26 protein-coding genes are annotated in these 23,642 nt (G+C 69.7%); 6 read left to right on the forward strand and 20 right to left on the reverse strand.

The window, feature by feature from the left end; all coding sequences use genetic code 11:
- Positions 1-20 precede the first annotated feature (20 nt).
- The 4 genes from ACWF7A_RS41255 to ACWF7A_RS41270 are packed head-to-tail and all read right to left on the reverse strand — an operon-like array spanning position 21 to position 4,508.
- The gene (locus ACWF7A_RS41255) at positions 21-1,565 is read right to left on the reverse strand and encodes a BTAD domain-containing putative transcriptional regulator (RefSeq protein WP_452255908.1); all 1,545 of its coding nucleotides are present in this window, start codon (positions 1,563-1,565) and stop codon (positions 21-23) included.
- A gap of 29 nt (positions 1,566-1,594) precedes the next feature.
- Positions 1,595-2,305: a demethylmenaquinone methyltransferase gene (locus ACWF7A_RS41260; RefSeq protein WP_452255909.1), complete on the reverse strand. Its 711-nt coding sequence runs from the start codon at positions 2,303-2,305 to the stop codon at positions 1,595-1,597.
- Between the two features lie 35 nt (positions 2,306-2,340).
- Positions 2,341-3,438, reverse strand: a complete 1,098-nt coding sequence (locus ACWF7A_RS41265; RefSeq protein ID WP_452255910.1) for a glycosyltransferase family 4 protein — start codon at positions 3,436-3,438, stop codon at positions 2,341-2,343.
- The gene (locus tag ACWF7A_RS41270; RefSeq protein ID WP_452255911.1) at positions 3,435-4,508 is read right to left on the reverse strand and encodes a glycosyltransferase family 4 protein; all 1,074 of its coding nucleotides are present in this window, start codon (positions 4,506-4,508) and stop codon (positions 3,435-3,437) included. Before ACWF7A_RS41270 ends, ACWF7A_RS41265 begins: the two co-directional genes overlap by 4 nt.
- A 144-nt stretch (positions 4,509-4,652) precedes the next feature.
- Between ACWF7A_RS41270 and ACWF7A_RS41275 the strand changes: the two genes are divergently transcribed.
- Positions 4,653-5,489 carry an inositol monophosphatase family protein gene (locus ACWF7A_RS41275; RefSeq protein WP_452255912.1) on the forward strand — a complete coding sequence of 279 codons (837 nt, stop codon included), beginning with the start codon at positions 4,653-4,655 and terminating at the stop codon, positions 5,487-5,489.
- On the opposite strand, the gene ACWF7A_RS41280 is transcribed toward ACWF7A_RS41275, so the two are convergent.
- From ACWF7A_RS41280 to ACWF7A_RS41315, 8 genes are all read right to left on the reverse strand, one after another.
- A complete protein-coding gene (locus ACWF7A_RS41280) occupies positions 5,474-6,097 on the reverse strand; it encodes a hypothetical protein (protein ID WP_452255913.1) in 624 nt (207 codons plus the stop codon). The two genes, ACWF7A_RS41275 and ACWF7A_RS41280, sit on opposite strands and share 16 nt — an antisense overlap.
- A gap of 119 nt (positions 6,098-6,216) precedes the next feature.
- The gene (locus tag ACWF7A_RS41285; protein ID WP_452255914.1) at positions 6,217-6,780 is read right to left on the reverse strand and encodes a hypothetical protein; all 564 of its coding nucleotides are present in this window, start codon (positions 6,778-6,780) and stop codon (positions 6,217-6,219) included.
- Between the two features lie 41 nt (positions 6,781-6,821).
- The gene (gene paaE, locus ACWF7A_RS41290; protein ID WP_452255915.1) at positions 6,822-7,862 is read right to left on the reverse strand and encodes a 1,2-phenylacetyl-CoA epoxidase subunit PaaE; all 1,041 of its coding nucleotides are present in this window, start codon (positions 7,860-7,862) and stop codon (positions 6,822-6,824) included.
- Positions 7,863-8,354, reverse strand: a complete 492-nt coding sequence (paaD, locus tag ACWF7A_RS41295) for a 1,2-phenylacetyl-CoA epoxidase subunit PaaD (RefSeq protein ID WP_452255916.1) — start codon at positions 8,352-8,354, stop codon at positions 7,863-7,865.
- Entirely contained in the window at positions 8,351-9,235 is an 885-nt protein-coding gene (gene paaC / locus ACWF7A_RS41300; protein WP_452255917.1) for a 1,2-phenylacetyl-CoA epoxidase subunit PaaC, read from the reverse strand. Before paaC ends, paaD begins: the two co-directional genes overlap by 4 nt.
- The gene (gene paaB, locus ACWF7A_RS41305) at positions 9,232-9,516 is read right to left on the reverse strand and encodes a 1,2-phenylacetyl-CoA epoxidase subunit PaaB (RefSeq protein ID WP_090065945.1); all 285 of its coding nucleotides are present in this window, start codon (positions 9,514-9,516) and stop codon (positions 9,232-9,234) included. Before paaB ends, paaC begins: the two co-directional genes overlap by 4 nt.
- On the reverse strand, positions 9,513-10,451 hold the full coding sequence (gene paaA, locus ACWF7A_RS41310) for a 1,2-phenylacetyl-CoA epoxidase subunit PaaA (RefSeq protein ID WP_452255918.1): 939 nt from the start codon (positions 10,449-10,451) through the stop codon (positions 9,513-9,515). Before paaA ends, paaB begins: the two co-directional genes overlap by 4 nt.
- 9 nt (positions 10,452-10,460) lie before the next feature.
- Positions 10,461-10,892, reverse strand: coding sequence for a DUF3592 domain-containing protein (locus ACWF7A_RS41315; RefSeq protein ID WP_452255919.1), 432 nt, complete (start codon positions 10,890-10,892; stop codon positions 10,461-10,463).
- A gap of 78 nt (positions 10,893-10,970) precedes the next feature.
- Between ACWF7A_RS41315 and ACWF7A_RS41320 the strand changes: the two genes are divergently transcribed.
- Positions 10,971-12,203 carry an isochorismate synthase gene (locus tag ACWF7A_RS41320; RefSeq protein ID WP_452255920.1) on the forward strand — a complete coding sequence of 411 codons (1,233 nt, stop codon included), beginning with the start codon at positions 10,971-10,973 and terminating at the stop codon, positions 12,201-12,203.
- Between the two features lie 61 nt (positions 12,204-12,264).
- Here ACWF7A_RS41320 and ACWF7A_RS41325 read toward each other — a convergent pair whose 3' ends face one another.
- From ACWF7A_RS41325 to menD, 6 genes are all read right to left on the reverse strand, one after another.
- Positions 12,265-13,014, reverse strand: a complete 750-nt coding sequence (locus tag ACWF7A_RS41325; RefSeq protein ID WP_452255921.1) for an SDR family NAD(P)-dependent oxidoreductase — start codon at positions 13,012-13,014, stop codon at positions 12,265-12,267.
- Positions 13,015-13,062: 48 nt separating this feature from the next.
- Positions 13,063-14,331, reverse strand: a complete 1,269-nt coding sequence (locus tag ACWF7A_RS41330; protein WP_452255922.1) for a hypothetical protein — start codon at positions 14,329-14,331, stop codon at positions 13,063-13,065.
- Positions 14,332-14,354: 23 nt separating this feature from the next.
- Positions 14,355-14,894 carry a DUF3558 family protein gene (locus tag ACWF7A_RS41335; RefSeq protein ID WP_452255923.1) on the reverse strand — a complete coding sequence of 180 codons (540 nt, stop codon included), beginning with the start codon at positions 14,892-14,894 and terminating at the stop codon, positions 14,355-14,357.
- A gap of 9 nt (positions 14,895-14,903) precedes the next feature.
- Entirely contained in the window at positions 14,904-15,356 is a 453-nt protein-coding gene (locus ACWF7A_RS41340) for a hypothetical protein (RefSeq protein WP_452255924.1), read from the reverse strand.
- Between the two features lie 180 nt (positions 15,357-15,536).
- Positions 15,537-17,039, reverse strand: a complete 1,503-nt coding sequence (locus tag ACWF7A_RS41345; protein ID WP_452255925.1) for a M1 family metallopeptidase — start codon at positions 17,037-17,039, stop codon at positions 15,537-15,539.
- A gap of 54 nt (positions 17,040-17,093) precedes the next feature.
- The gene (menD, locus tag ACWF7A_RS41350) at positions 17,094-18,665 is read right to left on the reverse strand and encodes a 2-succinyl-5-enolpyruvyl-6-hydroxy-3-cyclohexene-1-carboxylic-acid synthase (RefSeq protein WP_452255926.1); all 1,572 of its coding nucleotides are present in this window, start codon (positions 18,663-18,665) and stop codon (positions 17,094-17,096) included.
- Between the two features lie 71 nt (positions 18,666-18,736).
- Between menD and ACWF7A_RS41355 the strand changes: the two genes are divergently transcribed.
- The 4 genes from ACWF7A_RS41355 to ACWF7A_RS41370 all read left to right on the forward strand — a co-directional run bounded on the left by ACWF7A_RS41355 (position 18,737) and on the right by ACWF7A_RS41370 (position 22,780).
- Positions 18,737-19,639: a 1,4-dihydroxy-2-naphthoyl-CoA synthase gene (locus ACWF7A_RS41355; RefSeq protein WP_189159000.1), complete on the forward strand. Its 903-nt coding sequence runs from the start codon at positions 18,737-18,739 to the stop codon at positions 19,637-19,639.
- Between the two features lie 4 nt (positions 19,640-19,643).
- On the forward strand, positions 19,644-20,681 hold the full coding sequence (gene menE, locus ACWF7A_RS41360) for an o-succinylbenzoate--CoA ligase (RefSeq protein WP_452255927.1): 1,038 nt from the start codon (positions 19,644-19,646) through the stop codon (positions 20,679-20,681).
- Between the two features lie 78 nt (positions 20,682-20,759).
- Positions 20,760-21,860 carry an SH3 domain-containing protein gene (locus ACWF7A_RS41365; protein WP_452255928.1) on the forward strand — a complete coding sequence of 367 codons (1,101 nt, stop codon included), beginning with the start codon at positions 20,760-20,762 and terminating at the stop codon, positions 21,858-21,860.
- 47 nt (positions 21,861-21,907) lie between these two features.
- On the forward strand, positions 21,908-22,780 hold the full coding sequence (locus ACWF7A_RS41370) for a 1,4-dihydroxy-2-naphthoate polyprenyltransferase (RefSeq protein WP_452255929.1): 873 nt from the start codon (positions 21,908-21,910) through the stop codon (positions 22,778-22,780).
- Positions 22,781-22,793: 13 nt separating this feature from the next.
- Here ACWF7A_RS41370 and ACWF7A_RS41375 read toward each other — a convergent pair whose 3' ends face one another.
- Both ACWF7A_RS41375 and ACWF7A_RS41380 read right to left on the reverse strand, forming a co-directional pair.
- Entirely contained in the window at positions 22,794-23,195 is a 402-nt protein-coding gene (locus ACWF7A_RS41375) for a hypothetical protein (RefSeq protein WP_452255930.1), read from the reverse strand.
- Positions 23,195-23,641, reverse strand: coding sequence for a hypothetical protein (locus ACWF7A_RS41380; RefSeq protein WP_452255931.1), 447 nt, complete (start codon positions 23,639-23,641; stop codon positions 23,195-23,197). Before ACWF7A_RS41380 ends, ACWF7A_RS41375 begins: the two co-directional genes overlap by 1 nt.
- Position 23,642: the final 1 nt, after the last annotated feature.

Below are 23,642 nucleotides of genomic sequence, written 5' to 3' on the forward strand. Positions count from 1 at the left end.
GCCGTGACTCCTCCGCGACTCTAACCGGACGTTGCTGAGGGTCCGGTCGTGTGGGCGGGCTCACGCGCCGAGATCGCGGCCAGTTCCCGGATCCGCTCGGCTTCCCGCCGGTCTCCCGCGGCGGCCAGCACCGCGGCGCCGTTGAGCAGAACCTCGACGCGCGAGCTCCTGGACATCTGGCCGAACAGCGAACCGGCGAAGAGGTCCCGGTAGACCCGCACGGCTCCGTCCAGATCACCCGTCCGGAACTTCGCCGTGGCCCTGGTGTCCTCCAGCAACGGGTCCGTCATGCCGAGCGAGGTGAGCGCTGCCGACGCCTCGTCCGCCGTCCTGGCCGCCTCCGCCGCTTCGCCGGTGTGCACGAGCACCCAGGCGAGACCGTTCATCGACCTCGCCCGGCCACCTGCGTCGCCCGCGCGTCCCCACTGCTCGACGGCGGACCGGTGGTGGCGCAACGCGTCGTCGAGGTGTCCCATCCGGAAGTGGTTGGCCGCCAGTTCGGACTCGGTGATGGCGACACCGCGGTGCTCACCGACCTCGTGCCGCGCCCGGAGCGCCCGGTGCAGCAGTGCGTGCGCTTCCTCGTGGCGGCCCATGTTCCGGTGGGTGTGGCCCAGCGTGTGCAACGCGATCGCCCTCCCCCGCCGGTCTCCCGCCAGTTCCGCGGCCTTGAGCGCGATGTCGAAGAGGCCCGCGAAGTCCTCGTCCGTGCCTCGGGTGAGCAGGTACCTCATCACGGTGGCCGGCAGCTGCCACGGCTGGTCCAGACGCTCCTGCGCCGCGGCGAAGTCGCTGAGCTCACCGAGCACGTCGTACCGGCACCACGACAGCGTCGACGCTTGGTCCGCGCGTGGTCCGGGAGCAGCCACCTGCCGCTCGGGTGAGGACACCTCCATTCGCAGGACCCGCCGGTGCAGGTCCCGCAACCGCGGGCCGGGATCCACGCCGAGCTCGTCGGCGAGACGTCTCCTGATCTCCTCGTAGGCGCCGAGCGCCTCGGCCTGCCGTCCCGCGCGGTACAGCGCGAGCATCAGGTGGCCCCAGAGCGCCTCCCGCCACGGGTGGCCGGTCACGAGCGAGCGCAGCTCGGTCACCAGTTCCCCGGCCGACCCCCGGTCGAGGTCGATGCCGATCCGCCGCTCCAGCACCGTCAGGCGCTCGTCCACCAGCGGCGGCACGTCCTGCTCGTGCAGCACGTCCGAGCTGACGTTCGCCAGGGCCGGGCCACGCCACAGCTCCAGTGCGGAGTGCGGGTGTTCCCCCGCCAGCGCGCGGAAGCGCAGGAGGTCGAGCTGCTCGGAGCCGACCTCGGCGAGGTAGCCGTTCGTCGTGGTGGTGACGCAGTCCGCCGGGCCGAGCGCCTTCCTCAGGCGGGTGAGGGTCATGTGCAGGTTCTTCGCGGCCCGCTCCGGACGCACGGTTTCGCCCCAGAGCCGCTCCACCAGCCGGTGGGTGGACACGAACCGGTTGGGCCGAAGCAGCAACGTCGCCAGCAGCACGCGGCACTTGCCCGCCGGAATCGCGACCGGGTCGCCGTCGAAGGTCACCTCCAACGGCCCCAGCACGCGGTACGCGGCTCCCCGCACCTCGGGGGTCAGGACTGCTCGTCCGCCTTCGGCTTGGGCTTCGTCGCGCGGTGCAGGGCGACCATGCCGCCGGTCAGGTTGAACCAGGCCACGTCCTCCCAGCCCGCCTGCGAGATGAGCTCGCCGAGCGTGCGCTGGTCGGGCCACGAGGCCATGGACTCGGCCAGGTAGGAGTACGCGACGGGGTTGCTCGACACGAACTTCGCGATCAGCGGGAGGAGCTTGAGCAGGTAGCGCATGTAGACGAAGCGGAACGGCTTCCAGACCGGCGTCGAGACCTCGCAGATGACCATGCGGCCACCCGGCTTGGTGACGCGTGCCATCTCGCGGAGGGCCACGACGGTGTCGTTGAAGTTCCGGATGCCGAAGGACACCGTGACGGCGTCGAACGAGTCGTCCTTGAAGGGCAGGCGCAGGGCGTCCGCCGCCACCTTCGGGACTCGGCGGTGGGCTCCGCCCGCGAGCATGCCCACGGAGAAGTCGGCCGCCACGCACCAGGCGCCCGACGCCGCGTACTCGACGGTGGAGACCGCGGTGCCCGCGGCGAGGTCCAGGACCTTCTCGCCGGGGCGTGCGTCGAGGACGCGCCTGCTCCACTCCCGCCAGCGGCGGTCGAAGCCCAGCGTCATGACCGAGTTCGTGCGGTCGTAGCCCTCGGCCACGCCGTCGAACATCTCGGCTACCTCGCGTGGGTTCTTGTCCAGGCCGGCTCGCGACATGTCTAGAGACTAAGTCAGTGCCGCTGAGATCTTCTTCAGGGCACCTTCAGCGCCGTGAGCATGCCGCCCACCGCCGCGTGCCACGGGTACTGCTCGGCCCTGGCCCTGGCGGCCTCCCGCGAGCCCGACTCCAGCAGGCGCTGCGCGGCGGACGCGAAGGCCGAGGCGTGGTCCGAGACGGCCGCACCGCACGCCGGTTGGACGATCTCCTTCAGGGCACTGCTCCGACTGACCACGACCGGGGTGCCGCTGGCCAGGGCCTCCAGGGCCGCCAGGCCGAACGTCTCGTGCGGGCCGGGCGCCAGGGAGAGGTCGGCCGAGGCGAGGAGGTCGGCGACGTCCACACGCGACTTCACGAAACCGAGGAACGTCACGGGCAGGTTCGCCGCCCGCTTCTCCAGGGAGGCGCGCCTGGGGCCGTCGCCGGCGATGACCAGGCGGGCGGAGTGGCCCTGCTCGTGGAGCTCGGCGAGCGTGTCGACGGAGCGTTCGACGTGCTTCTCGGGCGACAGGCGTCCACAGTGGATCAGCAGGTTCTGCTTGCCCCGCAGGAGTTCTCGGCGGAGGTCTGCCGAGTGACGGGTCGGGGTGAAGGTGGTGAGGTCGACGCCGAGGGGTACCTGGGCGACGTTCGTCGCGCCGATCCGGTCGAACTCCTCGCGGGCGAAGGCCGTCGTGCAGACGACGGTGTCGTAGGAGGCGGCCATGCGGCGGTTCGCCCAGTCCGCGCCCCGCTGCGCCGGGGTCTCCGGCAGCACGAACCGGAGCAGGCGGTCGAGGCGTTCGTGGGAGATGACGATGTTCGGGATGTCGCGTTCGCTCGCCCAGGCGCCCATGCCCCGCAACGTGAGGCGGTCGGAGACCTCCAGGCGGTCGGGCCTCAGGTGCTCCACCAACGACTTGACGCGCCACGGGTCGACCACCCGGTAACCGCCGGTGTAAGGGATCTCGAGCGCCGGCAGCGTGATCCGGCGGACGCCGCCGGGGAGTTCCTCGTCGGCGTGCTGGGGGCCGGGCACGACCAGCACCACCTCGTGGCCCAGCTGCGCGTAGCCGGTGCCCAGGTGGTGCAGTGCCGTGCGGAGGCCGCCGGACTTGGGGCCGTAGAAGTTGGCCAGTTGCACGATCCTCAAGCGGCCGCCTGGTGAGTGAGTCCGATCACTGCCGCGTAGTGGCCCATCAGTTCGTCGCAGATCGCCGGCCAGGTGCGGGTCAGGACGGACTTGCGGGCGGCGAGACCGAAGCGCTTGCGCAGCATCGGGTCGCGCAGGAGGTCCACGTACTGCTCGACGTCCTCTTCGAAGAGGTAGCCCGTGCGGCCGTGGCGGACCAGGTCGCGAGGGCCGCCCGCGTTCGGGGCGAGTACCGGGAGGCCGGTGGCGAGGGCCTCCTGGACGGCCTGGCAGAACGTCTCGTGCGGGCCGGTGTGGATGAAGACGTCGAGGGAGGCGTAGGCCTCGGCCAGCTCCCGGCCGGTGCGGAAGCCCAGGAACTCGGCGTTCGGCATGTCCTTCTCGAGCTGCTCGCGGTCCGGGCCGTCGCCGACGATGCGCAGCTTCACGCCGGGCAGGTCGTGGAGCTCTTTCAGTCGCTGCACCTGCTTCTCCGGTGCCAGGCGGCCGACGTAGCCGATGGTGAGCTCGTCGTTGTGCCGGGGACGCGGGTGGAAGAGGTCGATGTCGACGCCTCTGCCCCACCGGTGCACGCGCGGGACGCCGTGGTGCTCCAGCGCCTCCACCGCCGAGCTGGACGGGGCCAGGGTGCGGTCGGCCAGCGTGTGCAGGCGTTTCGTCCAGCGCCACGCGGCCCGTTTGGTGAGGCCGAGGCCGTAGCTGCCGGCGAACCCGGCCACATCGGTCTGGTAGACCGCGACGGTCGGGACGTCGATCTTGCGGGCGGCTCTGAGACCGTACGCGCCGAGCACGAACGGCGAGGCGAGGTGCACCACGTCGGGCTGGAACTCGGCCAGGGCGTGCAGCACTCTCGGGCTCGGCACGCCGATGGGGAGACTCGTCACCCTGGGCACGTCGACCGTCGACACTCTGACGACCGGCGTGCCGTGGTGCTCGTCGGCACCCGCGCCCGGCGCAACGACCATCGCCTGATGTCCGTTGCGGCGCAGGTGCTCCAGGACCCGGAGCACCGAGTTGGTGACTCCGTTGACCTGGGGCAGGAAGCTCTCGGTCACGATCGCTACGCGCACAGGGACACCATGAGGTGCCCGCATGAAGTCCGCGTGACCTCAGATTTGACGCGGACGGAACACCTCACGTCGTGGCCAGGTGATCGTCGTTTCGTCATCTGCGCTTCGGTTTCCGGACACACGACGCGGTGAAACTAGGCCAGCATGACCGTCTTGTCGTCCCGTCCCGCGCACCCGGTAGACCCCGGCCTGGTGTCCATCGCGCTGGAAGTGGCCGGTCGCCTCGCGAACGACGCTTCGGACGTCATCATGGCCACCGCCGGTCGCGGCGTGCGTCCCGACTCCGGCGAGTCCCCGTTCGACTGGGTGACCGACACCGACCGCACCCTGGAACGCCACACCCGGCGCGTGCTCACCGCCGAGTTCCCCACGATCCCCGTGTTCTGCGAGAACTCCGACGACGGGAACGCCCCGACCGACTCGGAGTTCCGCTGGGTCGTCGACCCCGTCGACGGCACCGCGAACTACACCGCGGGCATGCCGTGGTGCGCCTACAGCCTGGCGTTGGTGGACCGCTGGGGCCCCGTCGTGGGCGTCGTCGCCGACCCGTACCGCTCGCAGATCTACGCCGCCGCCCGCGGCCGTGGCATGCGCGCGAACGGCACACCGGTTCGTCTGACGGAACGCCAAGGCGACTCTCTCGTCGTGTGCACCGAGATGACGCGCACCGGCCCGTGGCCCGGCATGGGCGAGTTCATCTCCAAGGCAGCGATAGCAGGCACGGGCGTGCGCGTGCTCGGCTCGAAGTGCCTGGCCGTCGCACAGGTGGCGTTGGGTCACGTCGCCGCCGCCGTGCTGCACGGCTATCACGAGTGGGACGTCGCCGGTGCGGTGTCGCTGGCCGTGGAGTCGGGTGCGGTCGTGCTCGACAGACGCGGCGAGGGCGCCCAACTACCCGTGGACGGACTCCTGGTGGCCGCTCCCGAGGCAGCGGACGAGGTCCTGAGCTGGTGGCAGGCGGCGCTTCAGGTCGACAGCTGAGGAAGCTGCTTCTCCAGCACCTCGAGGTGCGTGCGGGCCTCGTCCAGCTCGGGGTGGTCGAACATCTGCAGCGCCACGCGTCCCACCTCGTTCTCGAACTGGTGGAAGTCGTGCGTGGCCCTGAGCAACCGCTGGTAGACGGGGTGCTGGCGGTCGACGGCGCCGAGAGCCCGGCCGAGCTGCGCGATGCCGCGCACGTCGTCGAGCTCCCCGGTGAGCTGCTCACTGATCCGCTGCAGCCAGTCCTTCGCGGCCGAGTTCGGCACCGTCTGGACCGCCGCCGCGACCCGGCGCGTCGACTCGGCGCACCGCTCGACCAGGTCGGACCACATGTCGAAGGGTTGCCGCGGGATCGGCGGGTGCATCGGGACCGGCTGCTGGCGCGGCCGCTGGACCGAGCGGCGCAGGAAGCCGACGCCGGTGCCGACGACCGCTCCCGGGATGCCGCCGAACATGAACGCGATGGCCAAGATCGCGACGATCGTGACGAAGACCGACGACGGTGGCCGGTCGCTCGGGACGCCGATCTCGATGGCCGTGGCGAGGACGCCCATCAGCAGGGTGCCGATACCGGCACCCCAGAACGCTGAGCGGAGGACGATCCCCATGACGTTGATCGTGCCACGTTCATCGGCCGTTCGCGGTCAGTCTTGGATCTCCGGGTGAACACATGTCTCTGCTACTGTTCTTCTTGTCGGCTCCAATAGGAGCCGGAAGTGGACCCGGTTCACCGTCCGGACGGTCGGTTGCCGGGTTTCGCGCTTTCCGGGCACTGGTCGAGCCGCACCACCGCGTCGATCATCGGCAGCACGCGTTGCCTCCAGTCGCCTCCCGCTCCGAAGCACCACGCGAGCGCGTCACTCACCCACAGCACTGGATCCTCCGCAGGTCGCAGATGCTCATAGGTGAACGGTTCGTCCACCTTCTCCATGACGGTTGCGAGCGTCTGCCTGTCACGCACGTCCTGGTGGGCGCAGCTTTCGATCGCCAGCCGAGTGACCCCGAGTTCCAGCAACCAGGCCGCAGCGGCGGAAATGCACAGTTGGCGGGCCCGGATGTCATCCGAGTCGCGAACATTCCACACGGCCGCTCTAAGGCCCATCTCCCGCATCCGGGAAACGAGCTCGCGCCGGCGCGAGTCGCTCTCCTTCTTGAAGTGGACGCGGCGCTGTCCGGGCCTCACCAGCCGACGCAGCGCAGAACGGACCGCGTCCAGCTCACGCGGTCGAACCACAACCGCGACGACGAGGTAGGTCGTACCTCGACGCGACTCGTCCAGGAATCCGTGCAACATGGACCATATGGTCTCAAAGGAGTAACGGACTGCTCCGATCAGGCGTCGAAGTCGACCGTCACGCACTCACTGGTCGGCAGCGCCTGGCACGTCAGCACGAACCCGTCCGCCACCTCGGACTCGTCGAGGGCGTAGTTGCGCCGCATCTCGACGGTCCCCTCGGTGACGAGCGCCCGGCACGTGCCGCAGACCCCGCCCTTGCAGGCGAACGGCAGATCGGCGCGTACGCGTTGGGCCGCGTCCAGGATCGGCTCGTCGGCGGGCAGCGGCAGGGTGGTCGTCTTGCCGTCCAACACCACCGTGACGGACGCGGCGGCGTCGATCACAGCTTCCGCGCGACGCGGAGGGGGCGGCGGTTCGTCGACGTAGAAGAGCTCGTGATGCACGCGGTCGGTGGGTACGCCTCGATCGCGCAGCACGGCCGTGGCGTCCTGCACCATCTCGTAGGGGCCGCACAGCCACCACTCGTCGATGGCGTCGAACGGGACGACGCTGCCGAACAGCGCCGTCAGCTTCTCGGCGGTCAGGCGGCCGGTGAACAGCTCCACGTCGCGCGGTTCGCGGGACAGGACGTGGATCAGCTGGAACGTGGCCGGGTAGCGGTCCTTCAGATCGGCCAGCTCGTCGGCGAACATCACCGTGTTGGTGCTGCGGTTGCCGTACATCAGGGTCACGCGGGCGCCGGTCGCGAGGACGGTCGCGGCGATCGACAGGGCCGGGGTGATGCCCGAACCGGCGACGACCAGGCCGTGGTGCGTGCCCACCCCGGTCGGCGTGAACCTGCCCAGCGGCGGCAGGACCTCCAGCACGTCACCGGGGGCGACGCGGTCGACCAGCCAGGTCGAGAACTGGCCGCCGTCGACGCGGCGCACGCCGATGCGCGGGGCGGCGCCGGTGGGGGCGCAGATCGAGTACGAGCGGCGTTCGTCGCCCTGGCGCAGGGTCAGGTACTGGCCGGCGGTGAAGGCGAACTCCTCCGACACGTCCTCGGGCACGTCGAACGTGACGGCCACGGCGTCGTCGCAGAGGCGGTCGACGCGGGCGACCGTCAGCTTGTGGAAGGCAGCGCGGCGAGCCACTCAGATCTCCTTGACGTGCTCGAACGGTTCGGCGCAGGCGTGGCAGCGGCGCAGGGCCTTGCACGCGGTCGAGCCGAACCGTGAAATCTCCGAGGTGTTCGGCGAACCGCACTGCGGGCAGGCGACCTGGCGGGACGGCGGCACCAGGTTCAGCGGGACCGGGCCCGCGGCGACCGGGCCGATGCGGGACGGCGGCGCGATGCCGGCGGCGGCCAGCTTCGAGCGGCCCTCGTCGCTGATCCAGTCCGTGGTCCAGGCCGGGGAGAGCGACAGGCGCACCTCGACCTCGGCGTACCCGGCGCCGACGAGCGATCGGCGCAGGTCAGCGCCCATCTCGTCGATCGCGGGGCAGCCCGAGTAGGTCGGGGTGATGGTGACGACGACGCGGCCGTCCTGCTCGGACACCTCGCGCAGCACGCCCAGGTCCGCGAGCGTGAGGACCGGGAGCTCCGGGTCCCGCACGGCCGACGCGACCTCCAGTGCCGTCGTCACCAGACCGCTCCGGGCAGCGAGCGGTGCAGGTGCTGCATCTCGGCGAGCAGGTAGCCCATGGACTCGGTGTGCACGCCGTCGCGGCCCGCCATGCCCGCGACACGGGCGGCCTTCGTGTCCTTGGGACGCGTGAGCCCGGCGGCGCCGAGCACCGCTTCGAGCACACCGTCCACTTCGGACCGCAGTGAGGCCGGGTCGACGGCGACGCCCTGGAGTGCGGTCTCGACCTGGTGCGTCGCGAACAGCTCGTCCACGAACGGCCACACGCGCTCGATGCCCGCCTGCATGCGGCGGTGCGACTCGTCGGTGCCGTCGCCGAGCCTGACGGTCCACTGGGCTGCGTGGTCGCGGTGGTAGGCCAGCTCCTTGAGGCCCTTCTCCGCGATCGCCTTCAGCACCGGGTCGGCCGAGCCGCGCAGCCGTGAGAACAGCGCGAGCCGCCACGACGAGAACACCAGCAGGCGCGCGATGGTCGCCGCGAAGTCACCGCCGGGGCCGGGCCCGCAGTCGATCTCGGCCAGGTGCACGTTGCGGAACTCGCGTTCGTCACGCAGGTAGGCGAGCTCGTCCTCGGTCTTGCCGAGCACCTCGCCGGCGCGCGTGAGCAGCATCCGGGCCTGGCCGAGCAGGTCGAGCGCGATGTTGGCGAGCGCGATGTCCTCTTCCAGCTCGGGAGCGCGCGAGCACCACTCCGAAAGCCGCTGCGAGTAGATCAGCGCGTCATCGCCGAGCATGACGCAGTACGCGGCGAGGGCGTCCTTGTCGACGCCCGCCGGGAACTCGCGGTTCACGCCGGACAGGGCCTCCGAGAAGCCCGTGCCGAACGCCCAGTGCGCGTCCTCGCCACCCAGCAAGGACTCGTAGGCATTATCGAAGCTCATAGGTGCGGCACGTCCTCGGGAATCGCGTAGAACGTCGGGTGCCGGTAGACCTTGTCCCCCGCGGGCGCGAAGAACGGGTCCTTCTCGTCCGGCGACGACGCGGTGATCTCCGTGGCGGGCACGACCCAGATCGACACGCCCTCGTTGCGGCGCGTGTAGACGTCACGGGCGTTGCGCAGCGCCATCTCGGCGTCCGGCGCGTGCAGCGAACCGACGTGCACGTGGTTCAGCCCGCGCTTGCCGCGCACGAACACTTCCCACAGCGGCCAAGACGTGCTCACGCGGCACCTTCCTTACGTGCGTGCTTCTCGGCGTGCGCGGCAGCGGCTTCACGGACCCATGCGCCGTCCTCGTGCGCCTTGCGGCGGTGGGCGATGCGCTGCTCGTTGCAGACGCCGCCGCCCTTGACGACCTGCCAGAACTCGTCCCAGTCCGGCTGACCGAAGTCGTACTCGCCGCGCTCGGAGTTCCACTTGATGTCCGGGTCCGGGAACGTCACGCCGAGCGCCTCGGCCTGCGGCATGCTCATGTTCACGAACTTCTGGCGCAGCTCGTCGTTGGTGTCGCGCTTGATCCGCCACGCCATGGACTGCTCGGTGTTCGTGGACTCCGCGTCCGGCGGGCCGAACATCATCAGCGCCGGCCACCACCAGCGGTTCACCGAGTCCTGGACCATGTCCTTCTGCTGCTGCGTGCCGCGCATCATCGTCATGAGCAGCTCGTAGCCCTGACGCTGGTGGAACGACTCTTCCTTGCAGATGCGGATCATGGCGCGCGCGTACGGCCCGTAGGACGTGCGGCACAGCGGCACCTGGTTGCAGATCGCGGCGCCGTCGACGAGCCAGCCGATGACACCGACGTCGGCGAACGTGAGCGTCGGGTAGTTGAAGATCGAGGAGTACTTCTGACGGCCCTCGATGAGCTTGGTCGTCAGGTCCTCGCGGTCAGCGCCGAGCGTCTCGGTCGCCGAGTAGAGGTAGAGCCCGTGGCCCGCCTCGTCCTGCACCTTCGCGAGCAGGATCGCCTTGCGGCGCAGCGACGGCGCGCGGCTGATCCAGTTGCCCTCCGGCTGCATCCCGATGATCTCGGAGTGCGCGTGCTGGGCGATCTGCCTGATCAGGGTCTTGCGGTAGCCGTCGGGCATCCAGTCGCGCGGCTCGATGCGCGCCTCGGACTGCACGGTGCGCTCGAAGCGCAGCTCCAGGTCATCCGCCATACCTCGATGTTACACCCGAGTGCCGAATCTGCGTAGAACTGTCACAACGGCGGCGATGACGATCCAGACGGACACGAGGAAGGTTCCGACGGGAAGCAGGCTGAGCACTGCCGTACGTCCGGCCACACGGGTGAGCTCGGGGTTCGTCTGGTCGTACTCGATCCGCACGTTGTCCCCGACGTTGAGCCCCGCCGGGTACAGCACGCCCTGGGACGGGATGATCACGCGGCCGTCCGGTGTGGCGTAGCGCACAACCGTCCGGTTGAAGGCCACGGAGTCGACCTGCGCGACCGCCTGCCCCAGGGACCGTTCGATCGCCACGTCGTCACGCCAGCAGGCGATGGGCAGGAGCACGCACACGAGCGTGATCACGCCACCGACCACGAACAAGACCTTGCAGGCCGCACGGCGGACGCGCACACCGCGGGGCGACTTGGTCACTGCGTCCTCCACCACAACTGAGAAGTCTAGAGCCGGGCGGATGCCGCGCTTTCAGGTTCGCTTCCATACAGTCGGAGCGTGACCTCAGCACCGACATCGCGAGCACGGCAGCGAATCCGCGTCCGGTCCCGGCGCGACACCGCCGGTGACCTGCTCGGACTGCTGCCGGACCCCGAGCACGCGCTCGCCTGGGTGCGCGACGGGTCCGGCCTGGTCGGCTGGGGCGAGGCAGCTCGGCTGGAGGTCAGCGGCCCGGACCGGTTCGCGCAGGCCGACAAGTGGTGGCGCGAGTTCTGCGCCCACCTCGACGTCGACGACTCGCTGGGCGTGCCGGGAAGCGGCCCCGTGGCGTTCGTCTCGATGGCCTTCGCGGACTCGCCGGGCGACTCGGTGCTGATCGTGCCCGAGGTCGTCGTCGGACGGCGCAACGGCGAGCAGTGGGTCACCACGATCGGCGCCTCGGACCCGGCGCCTCTGGTAGCGCCTCTCTCGCGGCCGTCCTCGGTGCGTTACTCCAACGGTCAGCTGCCGGTCACGCAGTACCGCGAGGCCGTGCGTTCCGCTGTCGCCCGCATGCGCGCCGGCGAACTGGACAAGGTGGTGCTGGCGCACGACCTGGTGGCCGTCACCGACCGCCGCCTGGACCAGCGGTTCGTGCTCAAGGGCCTGGCGCGGCGTTATCCCGAGTGCTGGGCGTACGCCGTCGACGGGCTCATCGGCGCCACGCCCGAACTGCTGCTGCGGCGGAGCGGTTCGGTGGTGGACTCACGCGTACTCGCCGGCACAACGTGGCCGCACGACGGTGTTTCGGACGAGGAGCTCGCGGCGGCGTTGATGTCGTCGGACAAGAACCTCGAAGAACACGACTACGCGGTCACCTCTCTCGCGGAGACGTTGCGGCCCTATTGCACGACCATGTCCGTTGAGGGCCCCTCTGTCTTGAGGCTGCCCAACGTCTCGCATCTGTCTTCGGACGTGATCGGGACTTTGGAGGAGCCGACTTCTCTTCTGCGTCTTGGCGAGGCCGTGCATCCCACCGCTGCCGTGGGTGGGACGCCTCGGTTGGACGCCACCCAGCTGATCTCGCAGCTGGAGGGGATGGACCGCGGGCGGTACGCCGGGCCCGTCGGGTGGATCGACGGGAACGGCGACGGGGAGCTCGGGATCGCTTTGCGATGCGCGCAGATCTCCGGGTCCACGGCGCGGTTGTTCGCCGGGTGCGGGCTCGTGGCCGACTCGGATCCGGACATCGAGGTCCAGGAGGCGCACGCGAAGATGCGGCCCATGCGCGAGGCGCTCGAAGGGCTTTAGCCACCCTGCCGTTCGTCGGCGGTCCGCACCACTGCTCGGTGTGGATCGGGGCGACACGACGTCAGCCGTGAGGGCCTCCGCTGACGTAGATGACCTGGCCCGTCACGTAGTCGGCGTCCTCCGCCGTGAAGAACAGCACGGCGCGTGCGATGTCATGCGGCGTGCCGACACGACCACGTGGGATCGACTTCCGCTGCGCCTCGACGTGCTCCTCGAGCGTGCGGCCTGCACGTGCCGCGGACACCTTGGTCATCTCGGTCACGATGACGCCGGGGCCGATCGCGTTCACGGTGATGCCCGCCGGGGCCAAGTCCAGCGCCGTGGCGCGGGTGAAGCCCTCCAGGCCTGCCTTCGCGGCGACGTAGTTGGCGCGGTCGCTGTCGACCAGGGCGGAGATGCTGGAGATGTTGACGATGCGGCCCCAGCCGGCGTCACGCATGGCCGGTGCGGTGGCCTTGAGCATCAGGAAGCTGCCGCGGAGGTGGGTGTTCATCACGGCGTCCCAGTCGGCCAGCGGCATGTCGAGGACCATGTTGTCCCTGGCGAAACCGGCGTTGTTGACCAGGATCTCGACCTTGCCGAGCTTCGCCGTGACCTCGTCGACGGCCTGGGTGACGGCGGCGGGGTCGCTGATGTCCGCCCGCACGGCCAGCGCGGTCCCGCCCGACGCGGTGATCTCGTCGGCGACGGTGTGCGCGCGGTCGCTTTGGTCCACGACGGCTACGCGATGACCTTGGGCTGCCAGGGCTTGGGCGGTTCCGGCGCCGATTCCGGAGCCTGCGCCGGTGACGAGCGCGACACGAGGGTTCACGCCCTGATCATGCTCGTCACCGGGGCCGGTTCGCCATCGACTTGGCGATCAGTCTCCGATCACCGGGGGCGCGACAATGCGGTCGTCGTCGAAGTACTCGTCTGTGGGGACGAGGTAGTTCGACCTGTGTTCCTTGTCTTCTTCGCTGTTGCCCGCGCCGGCGGCCGTGCCGCCCGCTCCGGGAGCGCCCGCGGCACCCGGCCGGCCAGCTGCTGCCGCGGTGGCGCCGCGTGCGGTTCCGGCTGGGCCGTGGGCGACGCCTGCGGCGCCACCTGGGTTCGACGGCCCGAAGCTGCCCCTGTCCGCTGCCGCGCTTCCCGCACCGAACCCGTGGCCACCTGTGCCACCTCCGCCGCGGGCTGTCACGCCAGGACCACCGCCGCCACGCCCGGTGGCGCGCGGGTCGTTCGGGTTCGGCCTGAAGCCTGAGGGGATCGGACCAGGACCGGGCGTGAACGGCTTGCGGTCGTTCGGGTTGCCACTGGAGGAAAGCTGCTGGTTGTTTCCCTGCGCGGCGGGCTGGGTGACCGGCGGAGCAGCCCAGGAGGTGTTGGTCGTGCCATTGGTGGGACCAGGGCTGCCGACGGTCGGGGCGCTGACACCGGGGGCGCTGGCACCGGGGGCGCTGATGCCGGGATTGCCGACCGCCGGGGTGCCGATTCCAGGATTCCCGAGCTGGGCAGGCGGGTTCACAGAGCGCGTGGTGTGCTCGAACGTCGTACTGCTGGTCGTCGTGACGCCCTGGTCCGCGCTGGGCAGCCGAGGAGCTTCGTCGAAGGTGGGCATCGAGGCAGCCGCCGCGGCGAGCGAGTCGTCCCGCTCCTGCATGACCCGCTCGGCCTCCTGCTTCGCGGCCTGCGACTTCTCCCGCTGCGCCATCATCTCGAACGGCGCCGCCGCCATCTTCAACGGATTCAGACTGGCCGCCGAGTCCCTCAGGATCTGCTGCGGGTTGTACGGGACCTCGGCCGGGAACTTGTTCTTCGTCGTCTCAGCGGTCTCGACCTGCCGGTTGATCACGCCGCTGGTCGCCGAGAACGACATGGACAGCTGGTCGGTGAAGTTGCCGACCTTCGTCAGCGCCTGAGAGGCCGCGGCGCCCGCAGCACCGGTCCATCCTGCGCGCAGCCCGTTGACCACGGTGTTGAGCCCGACGGCGACGTCGACCAGATCGCTTGAGATCGTCTTCCACCTGGCCGCGATCTCTCCCGCCCTGCTCGGGTCGTTGCCGTCCATCGCCTGTTCGTACATGGCGGCGTGGCTGTGCCCTGGGTAGTTGGCGGTCGGCTGCGGAACCTGCGATCTGTCGTACGCCATCGGTCATCCCTTCGAACTCCGACTCAGGACAACTTCCCGGCGACGAAGCCGGCAGACTTCTGGGCCATTTCGCAGGCCTTCGCCGTGTCGGTGGTCGCAGCACCGGCGCTCGCAATGATCTGCACGTGTGACGACTCACTGATCGAGATCACCGCGTGGCACATATAGACGGTCTTCTTCGCCCCCGCCACCGTGAAACCGTCGTACTTGCCGAACTTGGAGGGGGCTTTCACATCCCCCTCGTAGTTGAGGGCGCCCGCCCCTTCCTTCGTTTGAACAGCGAGCGTGAGCCCGCCGTTGTCGACGCCGTCCCACTGACAGATCTCTGCGCCAAGAGCCTGGTCAGGTGTCGGTGACTTGATGCCGATCTCGCTCGCCTCGCTGCCGCTGATCAGTTCGCACGGCTTCACAGAGGTGAGCTCGGAGTCTCCCGCTGCAACGGACGAGGTGCTGGCCGGACTCTCACCGGTGCCACCAGGCTTGGCTTCACCCGTCGTCCCTCCGCTCGAACATGAGGCGACGAGCAGAGCGAGTCCGACAATGGCGATACGCGCGGTCTTCATGAGTTCCTGTCAAAGTCGATTCATGGTGTCGGACGTGCTCTCGTCCACGTTCCGGTAGGACTGGCGGCTCTTGTCCAGCTGAGTCTTGAGCTCGTTGATCGCCTTGATCAGGTCCGGGATGAACTCGGACCGGGCAGCTTCTCCGATTTCCTCGTTGAGCTTGCCGATCTGCTCTGCATAGCCCCCGCCCAAAGGGGTCTTGGTCACGAGGTGCGCTGCATTTCGGGCGATCTTCTCGAGCACGTTCGCGAAGTCGTCCAGCTTCTTGATCGCGGTGTCCACCGCCGCCGGGTCGTGCTGGAACGCGCCCGCCTCGGCCGCGGCCCCCACCGACCTGGCCGCGGCCAGGATCGTGCTGACGCCGCCGGTCATCACGCCCATCAGCGGGCCGCCGGACTGCGCGTAGTAGCGCTCCAAGGCGTATGCCTGGGCGCTTTCCTGTGCGCTGCTCTGGCCCGTCACAGGCTCACGCTCCCCACCTGCACCGCGATCTGTCGTTTGACCGTAAAGCACCTTGGCCGGGGAGCCGGTCGGGCTGACGACTTACACCCGTTCGAACTAGGGCATGACACCCGATTCAGGGTCATACGTCACGAGCCGTGCAAGCCAGGGTGGCTTGCACGGCTCGTGGTGATAACGCAGTTACTTGTGGGCGTCCAGCAGTTCGTGGGTCAGCTGGATCTTGGCGCGCGACTTCGGTTCCGAAGTGACCGACAGCGACTTCGAGGCCACGTCGGCCGAACGGCCCGGTGCCTCCGCCGGCTTGCCCTTCGTGAACAGCCACGTCTGGAAGAGCTGGTCCAGCTGCTGGCCCGAGACGCGCTCGGCCACGGCGATGAACTCCTCGATCGTGGCGTCCGAGTACTTCTTCTCCGCCACCCAGGTGCGGAGGATCTCGAAGAACTTCTCGTCGCCCACGGCCACGCGCAGGGCGTGCACTGCCAGGGCGCCGCGGTCGTAGACGGCTCCGTCGAAGACAGCGCCAGCACCGGGGTCGCCGGGCAGGACGTCCCAGAACGGGCTGTCTGCCGGGTACAGGTCGTAGGTGTAGTCGGCGTTCTCTTGTGCCGTGCCCTCACCGACGTGCTCGGACCACAGGAACTCCGCGTACGAGGCGAAGCCCTCGTTCAGCCAGATGTCCCGCCAGTGGTGCACGGACACGGAGTCGCCGAACCACTGGTGGCCCAGTTCGTGCGCCACTACGTAGGTGTTGGCGCCACGGCGGAAGAAGCCCGTGTCGTAGGTCGGGCGGGTCTGGTTCTCCAGGGCGTAGCCGAGGTTCGGGGTGACTACGCCGCCCTGCGCCTCGAACGGATACGGGCCGAAGTTCTCCGCCAGGAACTCGGTGATCTCCGGGGTGCGCTCGATGCTGGCGCGAGCCGCGTCCGCGTTCTCGCCCAGGCGCTCGGAGTACGCGTTCACGTACGGCTGGCCCGAGGGCGTGGTGCCCTGGCGGAGCTCGAACTGGCCGATCGTCAGGAACGTCAGGTACGTCGCCTGCGGCTTGGTGCTGCGCCAGTTCCAGCGCGTGTAGCCGTTGATCTGGCGGGTCTGGCCGACGAACGTGCCGTTCGAGATCGCCTCGACGCCGTTGGGGACGGCGACGTTGACGTCGAAGGTGGCCTTGTCGGTGGGGTGGTCGTTGGACGGGAACCACCAGGAGGCGATCTCCGGCTCGCCGATGGCCAGGGCGCCGTCGACGGTCTTCGTCCAGGCCGTGAAGCCGTTGCGGTCCTTCACCGCGGACGGCGTGTCCGCGTAGGTGACGACGATCGTGAGGTCCTGGCCCTTGCGGACGCCGCCGCGCGGGGTGAGCGTCAGCTCGCCGTTGTCGGAGACGAACGACGACGGCACGTTGTTGACCCGCACCGACTTCACCTTCAGCAGGAAGTCCAGGTTGAACTGGGTCAGGTCCTCGGTCGCCTTGGCGAGGATCGTGGTCGTGCCCGAGAGCTGGTCGCCGTTCGGGTTGTAGTTGAGCCTGATGTCGTAGTGAGAGACGTCGTACCCGCCGTTCCCGTAGGTCGGGAAGTACGGGTCGCCGGCGCCGGGGGCACCTGGAGACGCCGCCAGCGCCGTCCCCGCGAATAGCGTCATCGCGGCCGCGGACGCCACCGCGGCCGTCGCCTTGGATCTGATCGACATGCGGCGGACGCTAGCCAGACGATCTTGGGCGAGCCACCGACTTACGTAGGTTTCCTATCTGGTGAAAACGTTTGACACAGTCGACTTGAGACGCTGGTGCAGTGCGCGCAGTTCGTCACGTTTTGCCTGCACTTCGACCACTTGGAGGCCTTTCGGTGACGCAATCGCGCTACGGAACTCCTCCTGGTCGTCCACTGTGGAGAGCGGAATTCGGTAGCCCGCGCACAAAGCGGTCAGATCAGTCCCGTGCGGTGTGCCGAAGATTCTTTCGAAACTGCTGACGTACTCCGGCGCGCCCTGTTCCAGCAATGAAAAGATTCCGCCCCCGTCGTCGTTCAGCACGACGATCGTGAGGTCCGGCAGGCGGTCGGCGAGCAGGCCGTTGCTGTCGTGCAGGAACGTCAGGTCGCCCATCAGCGCGTACGACGGTCCCTCGTGCTGCCACGCGAGCCCGATGGCCGTGGACACGCTCCCGTCGATGCCCGCGGCACCCCGGTTGGCGTGCACGACGACGTCCGAACGGCGTTCCGCGGCGAAGTCGACGTCGCGGATCGGGTTGGACGAGCCCACGAACAGCAGCGACCCCGACGGCACCGCCTGCACCAGGTCACGGGCGACGTGCAGGCCGGTCGGCCACGGTGCGGCGTCGAGCAGGTCGTCGACGGCCACGCTGACGCTCTTCACCGCGCTCTGCCACGCCCGCAGCCACTCGTCGTCCACAAAAGCGGGCTCGGGCAGCCAGGTGGACGCCCGCGTCGCGGTGAACGGGACGTCCGGCCACTGGGCCTGGTCCCCCACCGCGTGCACGACGGGAGTCGCTCCCAGCACCGCCTGCTGCCCCCTCGACAGGGTGACGCGCCCCACGACGAGCACCGCCTCGGGCCGCAGGTGCTCCGGCAGGCCGGCGTTGAGCAGCAACGAACCGTGGCGAAGGCCACCGGGCGCGGTCGGCTCGGCGATCACCGGCCAGCCGAGCCGCGAGGCCGCCAGCAGCCTCTCCGGCCGGTCGTCGCCGAGCAGCACCAGCGTGCGGGCGGGCAGGTCGGAGGCGCGGGTCTCGACGGTGAACGTGCGGTCCGTCTCCGTCCACGCGCCGCGCGAGGACGACGGCCAGGCGTCGTCCGACGGCGTCAGCGGCGGCCGGAAAGGCACGTTGACGTGCGACGGACCGTCCGTGGCGATGGCGCGGCAGATCAACGACCGCGTCACGTTGTCGTCGGCACCCTCGGGCATGTGCAGCGTCGGGACGCCGAGCACGTCGTGCTGGTTGATCGTCTGGCTGGAGCCGGTGCGGTAGAGGTCGACCGGGCGGTCGGCGGTCAGCGCGATCAACGGCACGTTCGTCAGCTGCGCCTCGATGACGGCCGGGTGCAGGTTCGCGACGGCGGTGCCGCTCGTGCACGTCACCACGGCCGGCTCACCGGTCTTCGCGAGGCCCAGCGCGAGGAATCCGCCGCTGCGCTCGTCGATGCGCACGTGCACCGTGAGCAGGCCTTTTTGCTCGGCCTGGTGCAGCGCGAACGACAGCGGGGCGTTGCGCGAACCGGGGCACAGAACGACGTGACGCACGCCGTTGCGCACCAGTTCGTCGACGATCACCCTCGCCTGCGTCGTGGACGGGTTCATCCCTCAATTGTCACCGGGACACCTGAGAGGTCGCCCGCTGGTCTCAGCCTCCGGCGCTTAGAGTCTCCCGCGTGGCAGATCAGGAGCTCTTCGACCCGTCGTTGTGGAAGCCGATCGAGGGCTTCGACTTCACCGACATCACGTACCACCGCGCGCTCGACCAGGGCACCGTCCGCATCGCGTTCAACCGGCCCGAGGTGCGCAACGCGTTCCGGCCGCACACCGTGGACGAGCTGTACCGGGCACTGGACCACGCGCGGATGTCGTCCGACGTCGGGTGCGTGCTGCTGACCGGCAACGGCCCCAGCGCGAAGGACGGCGGCTGGGCCTTCTGCAGTGGCGGTGACCAGCGCATTCGCGGGCGCAGCGGCTACCAGTACGCCTCCGGCGAGACGGCCGAGTCCGTCGACCCGGCGCGCGCGGGCCGGTTGCACATCCTGGAGTGCCAGCGGCTGATCAGGTTCATGCCGAAGGTCGTCATCGCGGTCGTGCCGGGGTGGGCCGCGGGCGGTGGGCACAGCCTGCACGTGGTGTGCGACCTCACGATCGCGAGCGCCGAGCACGCCAGGTTCAAGCAGACCGACGCGGACGTCGGCTCGTTCGACGGCGGCTACGGCTCCGCCTACCTGGCTCGCCAGGTAGGGCAGAAGTTCGCCCGCGAGATCTTCTTCCTCGGCCGCACGTACTCTGCCGAGGACATGTACAAGATGGGCGCGGTCAACGAGGTCGTGCCGCACGCCGAGCTCGAGACGACGGCGCTGCAGTGGGCGCGCGAGATCAACGGCAAGTCGCCGACCGCGCAGCGCATGCTCAAGTACGCGTTCAACCTGATCGACGACGGCCTCGTGGGGCAGCAGATCTTCGCCGGCGAGACGACCCGGCTCGCCTACATGACCGACGAGGCCGTCGAAGGCCGGGACTCGTTCCTGGAGAAGCGCGACCCCGACTGGTCGAACTACCCGTACTACTTCTGAGCAGGTGCCTGTGCTCGACGAACTGCGCGCGGCCCTTCGGGACGGCGACCCGCTGGTGGACGGCCCGCTCGACGGCTGGGAGAAGCGGGCCGTGCTCGGCGTGCCGACCTCCGGGTCGACGGGCGAGCCGAAGACGGTGCTGCTCGACGCGGAGGCGCTGACGACGTCCGCGGAGGCCACCTACGAGCGGCTGGGCGGCCCCGGAACGTGGCTGCTGGCGTTGCCCACCAGCCACATCGCGGGCGTTCAGGTGCTCGTGCGGTCGATCGTCGCCGGCACCACGCCCGGTGTGCTCGACATGTCGAAGGGCTTCCGGGCCATGGGTTTCGCGCAGGCCGCACGGCCGGTGCTCGCCCAGCCGGGCCGCCACTACACCGCCCTGGTGCCCACGCAGCTCTCCCGGCTCGTCGTGGGCGAGGGGCCGGGGCTGGAGGCGCTGCGGCAGTTCGACGGCGTGCTGATCGGCGGGGCCGCGACCCCGCCGAAGCTGCTGCAGCAGGCGCGCGCTCTGGGCGTGCAGGTCGTCACGACGTACGGCATGAGCGAGACGTCCGGCGGGTGCGTGTACGACGGCGAACCGTTGCGGGGCGTGTCGTTGCGCACCGACGATGTCATCGAGATCAGCGGGCCGGTGCTGGCCCTCGGATATCGAGGCAGCGCGGAACCGTTCGGTGAGTGGTTCCGCACCGCGGACCTCGGGCGGCTGCACGACGGGCGGCTGGAGGTGCTGGGACGCGCTGACGACGTGATCGTCACCGGCGGCGAGAAGGTCCCTCCGGTGCTGGTGGAACGGGCTCTGGCAACCGTCGAGGGCGTGCTGGAGGCGTGCGTGGTCGGCGTGCCGGACGACGAGTGGGGGCAGGTCGTGGCCGCCGCTGTCGTCACGCGCGGGGCCGAGCCGGCCGTCGAGGAGCTGAAAGCCGTCGTGACCGAGGCCGTGGGGCACGTGGCGGCGCCCAAGCTGGTGCGGTTCGTGCACGAACTGCCGTTGCGCGGGCCCGGCAAAGTCGACAGGACCGCGGTGGCCGCCTCATTTAGGTGAACCTTTACCGCCGAGGACAACCCTCGCCGCGAAGCGCGTGGAACCCTAGCCGCGCGCGTTAGCGATGGGGGTTTCTTCATGCGCTACCTGGTACCGCTGGTCGCGGGCGCCGCCTTGGTGGCCGGACTGGCGTCTCCCGCCCAGGCGGCCCCGGCCACGAACGAGTGGTCCGCCGACGTGAGCGGCCGCGCCGTCACGTGGGGCGGCTCGCCTCGCACGGGCCTGATCGAGCTCGGCACGCACAGACTCGCCCAGCCCGCCAACGCGGTCACGGCGGCGGTGACCGGCGATGGTGTCGTCGACGTGCGCGGTCTGCGTGCGGACGGGCAGTGGACCGAGTGGCTGGAGGCTCCGGCGACGTTGCCGGTGACCACGTCCACGATCGAGACGCGCGTCGTTCTGAGCGGTGGCAAGGCATCGCGCGTGAAGCTGACGGCCTCGCAGGCGCCCGCGACGGTGGCGGCGGACGACATCTCCGCTGCGGCCGCTGGACGTTCGTACCGGGTGTACGCGACGCGTGAGGGACTTGTCGGTGGCACCACGGCGAACGGGCACGTGATCCGTTCGCGCGACCACTTCGTGGCGTTGCCGTCGCGGCGTGGCCTGGCGAACAAGAACTCCGGCAACTACAGCGTGCAGGTGTGCGCGTCGAACGGCCGTTGCGAGTGGGCACCCGTGTGGGACGTCGGCCCGTGGAACACCAAGGACGACTACTGGAACCCGTCCGCGACGCGGGAGATGTGGAAGGACCTGCCGCAGGGCAAGCCCGAGGCGCAGGCCGCGTACGAGAACAACTACAACGGCGGCAAGGACCAGTTCGGGCGTGAGGTCGCCAACCCGGCGGGCATCGACCTCGCCGACGGCACGTTCTGGGACGGCCTCAAGCTGACCAACAACGCGTGGGTCACCGTGACGTACCTGTGGACCGGTTCCGGACCTCTCGGGACGGTCCGCACGTCGGCGGCGAACGGCACCGTGAACGTCCGCAGCGGCGCGAACTCCTCGTCGTCGCAGGTGGGTCTGGCCGCGAACTACGCACAGGTCAGGGTGACGTGCCAGCTCACGGGTGAGTCCGTGTCGGGCACGCAGGGCACCTCGAACGTCTGGTACCGCATCGCGTCCGGCAAGCACATCGCGAAGGCCTACGTGTCCGGTGTGTCCGGCGCCACTGCCTGCTGATACACCCCTTCGGCGGGTCCCGGGGAGCCATACCGGAGGATGGAGGCATGGCCTCAGTCGTCCAGTGGGTCCAGGGGACCCGCCCGCGCACGCTGCCGAACTCGATCGCCCCGGTCGTGGTCGGAGCCGCTGCGGCGCACCACATCGACGAGTTCAACGCGCTCTACACGGTGCTGGCGCTCGTCGTCTCGGTGGCGTTCCAGGTGGGCGTGAACTACGCGAACGACTACTCCGACGGCATCCGCGGCACGGACGACAACCGGGTGGGACCGTTCCGCCTCACCGGGTCCGGGGCCGCGGAGCCCGCGAAGGTGCGGCTGGCGGCGTTCATCTCACTCGGGGTCGGTGCGGTGGCCGGGCTCGCCCTCGTGGTGTTGTCCGGGTTCTGGTGGCTGCTCGGGTTCGGTGCCGTGTGCATCCTCGGCGCGTGGTTCTACACGGGCGGCAAGCGTCCGTACGGCTACGCGGGCCTTGGCGAGATCGCGGTGTTCCTCTTCTTCGGCCCGGCCGCGGTGCTCGGCACGCTGTACGTGCAGACCGGCGAGATCACCGGCATCGGCATCGGGGCGTCCATCGCGATGGGGTCGATCTCGGCCGCGGTGCTGGTGGCGAACAACCTGCGCGACATCCCGACGGACTCGGTGACGGGCAAGCGGACGCTGGCCGTGGTGCTGGGCGACAAGGACACCCGCCGCCTCTACCTGGCGCTGATCGCGGTGCCGTTCCTGATCGCGCTGGGCATGGTCGTGCGGGTGCCGTACGCGCTGCTCGGGTTCCTCGCGGCGCCGATCCTGCTGCCGGCCGTGCGCCGGGTGGCCGCCGGGCGTGGCGGGAAGGACCTGATCCCGGTGCTGCAGTTCACCGGGATCGCGATGCTGGCGTGGGCCGTGCTGGTCAGCGTCGCGCTGGTGCTGGACTGACGTTTCCCGGGCGCTACCAGGCGTCTTCGGTGAACTGCAGGGGCTCGTCGTCGTCTGTCACGACGGGCTTGCGCGGGGCGGGCGGCGGGGCCGTCTCCCCCTTGATCAGCTCGTCGAGGTGGGCGCGGTCGGCGTCGAGCGCCTGGCGCACCAACGGGTCGTAGGCCGCCTCGCCGGTCAGGACCTGACGCCAGCTGAGGCCCGCACCGCGCGCGATGCGGTCCGCGAGCTGGCGCATCGCCGGTGAGGCATCGCTCGACTTCGCGAACTGCATCACCCTGCGGATGTCCTCAGTGGACGGCTCCTTGCCGCGGAGGTTCTGCTGGGCGGTCTTCATCGCGCGATCCGACTCGGCGACCGCGTTGCTCAGGAAGTCCTCCGCCGCGAGGACGTCCGGTGTCCGCCAGGCCGTCATCACCACTTGTCCTCCGTGAAGATGTCGGGGTCGAGCTGGTCATCGTCGTCGCCGCCCCGGCGCGGACGCTGCGCCTCCATGATCTCCTCGGCGGTCATGCCCTCCTGCAGCATCTGGAACGCCTGCTTCATCTTGCTGACGTTCTCCTGCTGCATGGCCTGCACGTCGGGGTCCTGCGCCGCCTTGCCGGAGACGACGTCCTCCCAGGTGAACTCGCCCGCGTCGACCTTGCGCTTCAACGCCTTGAGCTGCTCGGGCGCGTCCCGTTCCTGCGCGGCCCGTTCGACCTGCTGGGCGATCGCCTTGAAGTCGACCGGCGGAACGGGCGGCAGCGGCGTCTCCTTGAGGCGGTTCGCCAGGTCCTGCGCCTCCTTGAAGCGCGCGTCGACCTGTGCCTCGGCCGCGCGCAGCTCCGCGGACTTCCAGCTGTCGTTCGGGGTGGTCATC

The organism is Lentzea sp. NPDC055074 (genome assembly GCF_053608005.1).

Bases quoted from the DNA above. Each gene is read 5' to 3' on its own strand.
- ACWF7A_RS41280 (WP_452255913.1), bottom strand. From the start codon at position 6,097: ATGGGGATCGTCCTCCGCTCAGCGTTCTGGGGTGCCGGTATCGGCACC.
- paaA (WP_452255918.1), bottom strand. From the start codon at position 10,451: ATGGCGGATGACCTGGAGCTGCGCTTCGAGCGCACCGTGCAGTCCGAG.
- paaC (WP_452255917.1), bottom strand. From the start codon at position 9,235: ATGAGCTTCGATAATGCCTACGAGTCCTTGCTGGGTGGCGAGGACGCG.
- ACWF7A_RS41380 (WP_452255931.1), bottom strand. From the start codon at position 23,641: ATGACCACCCCGAACGACAGCTGGAAGTCCGCGGAGCTGCGCGCGGCC.
- ACWF7A_RS41365 (WP_452255928.1), top strand. From the start codon at position 20,760: ATGCGCTACCTGGTACCGCTGGTCGCGGGCGCCGCCTTGGTGGCCGGA.
- ACWF7A_RS41260 (WP_452255909.1), bottom strand. From the start codon at position 2,305: ATGTCGCGAGCCGGCCTGGACAAGAACCCACGCGAGGTAGCCGAGATG.
- ACWF7A_RS41275 (WP_452255912.1), top strand. From the start codon at position 4,653: ATGACCGTCTTGTCGTCCCGTCCCGCGCACCCGGTAGACCCCGGCCTG.
- ACWF7A_RS41370 (WP_452255929.1), top strand. From the start codon at position 21,908: ATGGCCTCAGTCGTCCAGTGGGTCCAGGGGACCCGCCCGCGCACGCTG.
- ACWF7A_RS41335 (WP_452255923.1), bottom strand. From the start codon at position 14,894: ATGAAGACCGCGCGTATCGCCATTGTCGGACTCGCTCTGCTCGTCGCC.
- ACWF7A_RS41330 (WP_452255922.1), bottom strand. From the start codon at position 14,331: ATGGCGTACGACAGATCGCAGGTTCCGCAGCCGACCGCCAACTACCCA.
- ACWF7A_RS41345 (WP_452255925.1), bottom strand. From the start codon at position 17,039: ATGTCGATCAGATCCAAGGCGACGGCCGCGGTGGCGTCCGCGGCCGCG.
- menD (WP_452255926.1), bottom strand. From the start codon at position 18,665: ATGAACCCGTCCACGACGCAGGCGAGGGTGATCGTCGACGAACTGGTG.
- ACWF7A_RS41375 (WP_452255930.1), bottom strand. From the start codon at position 23,195: ATGACGGCCTGGCGGACACCGGACGTCCTCGCGGCGGAGGACTTCCTG.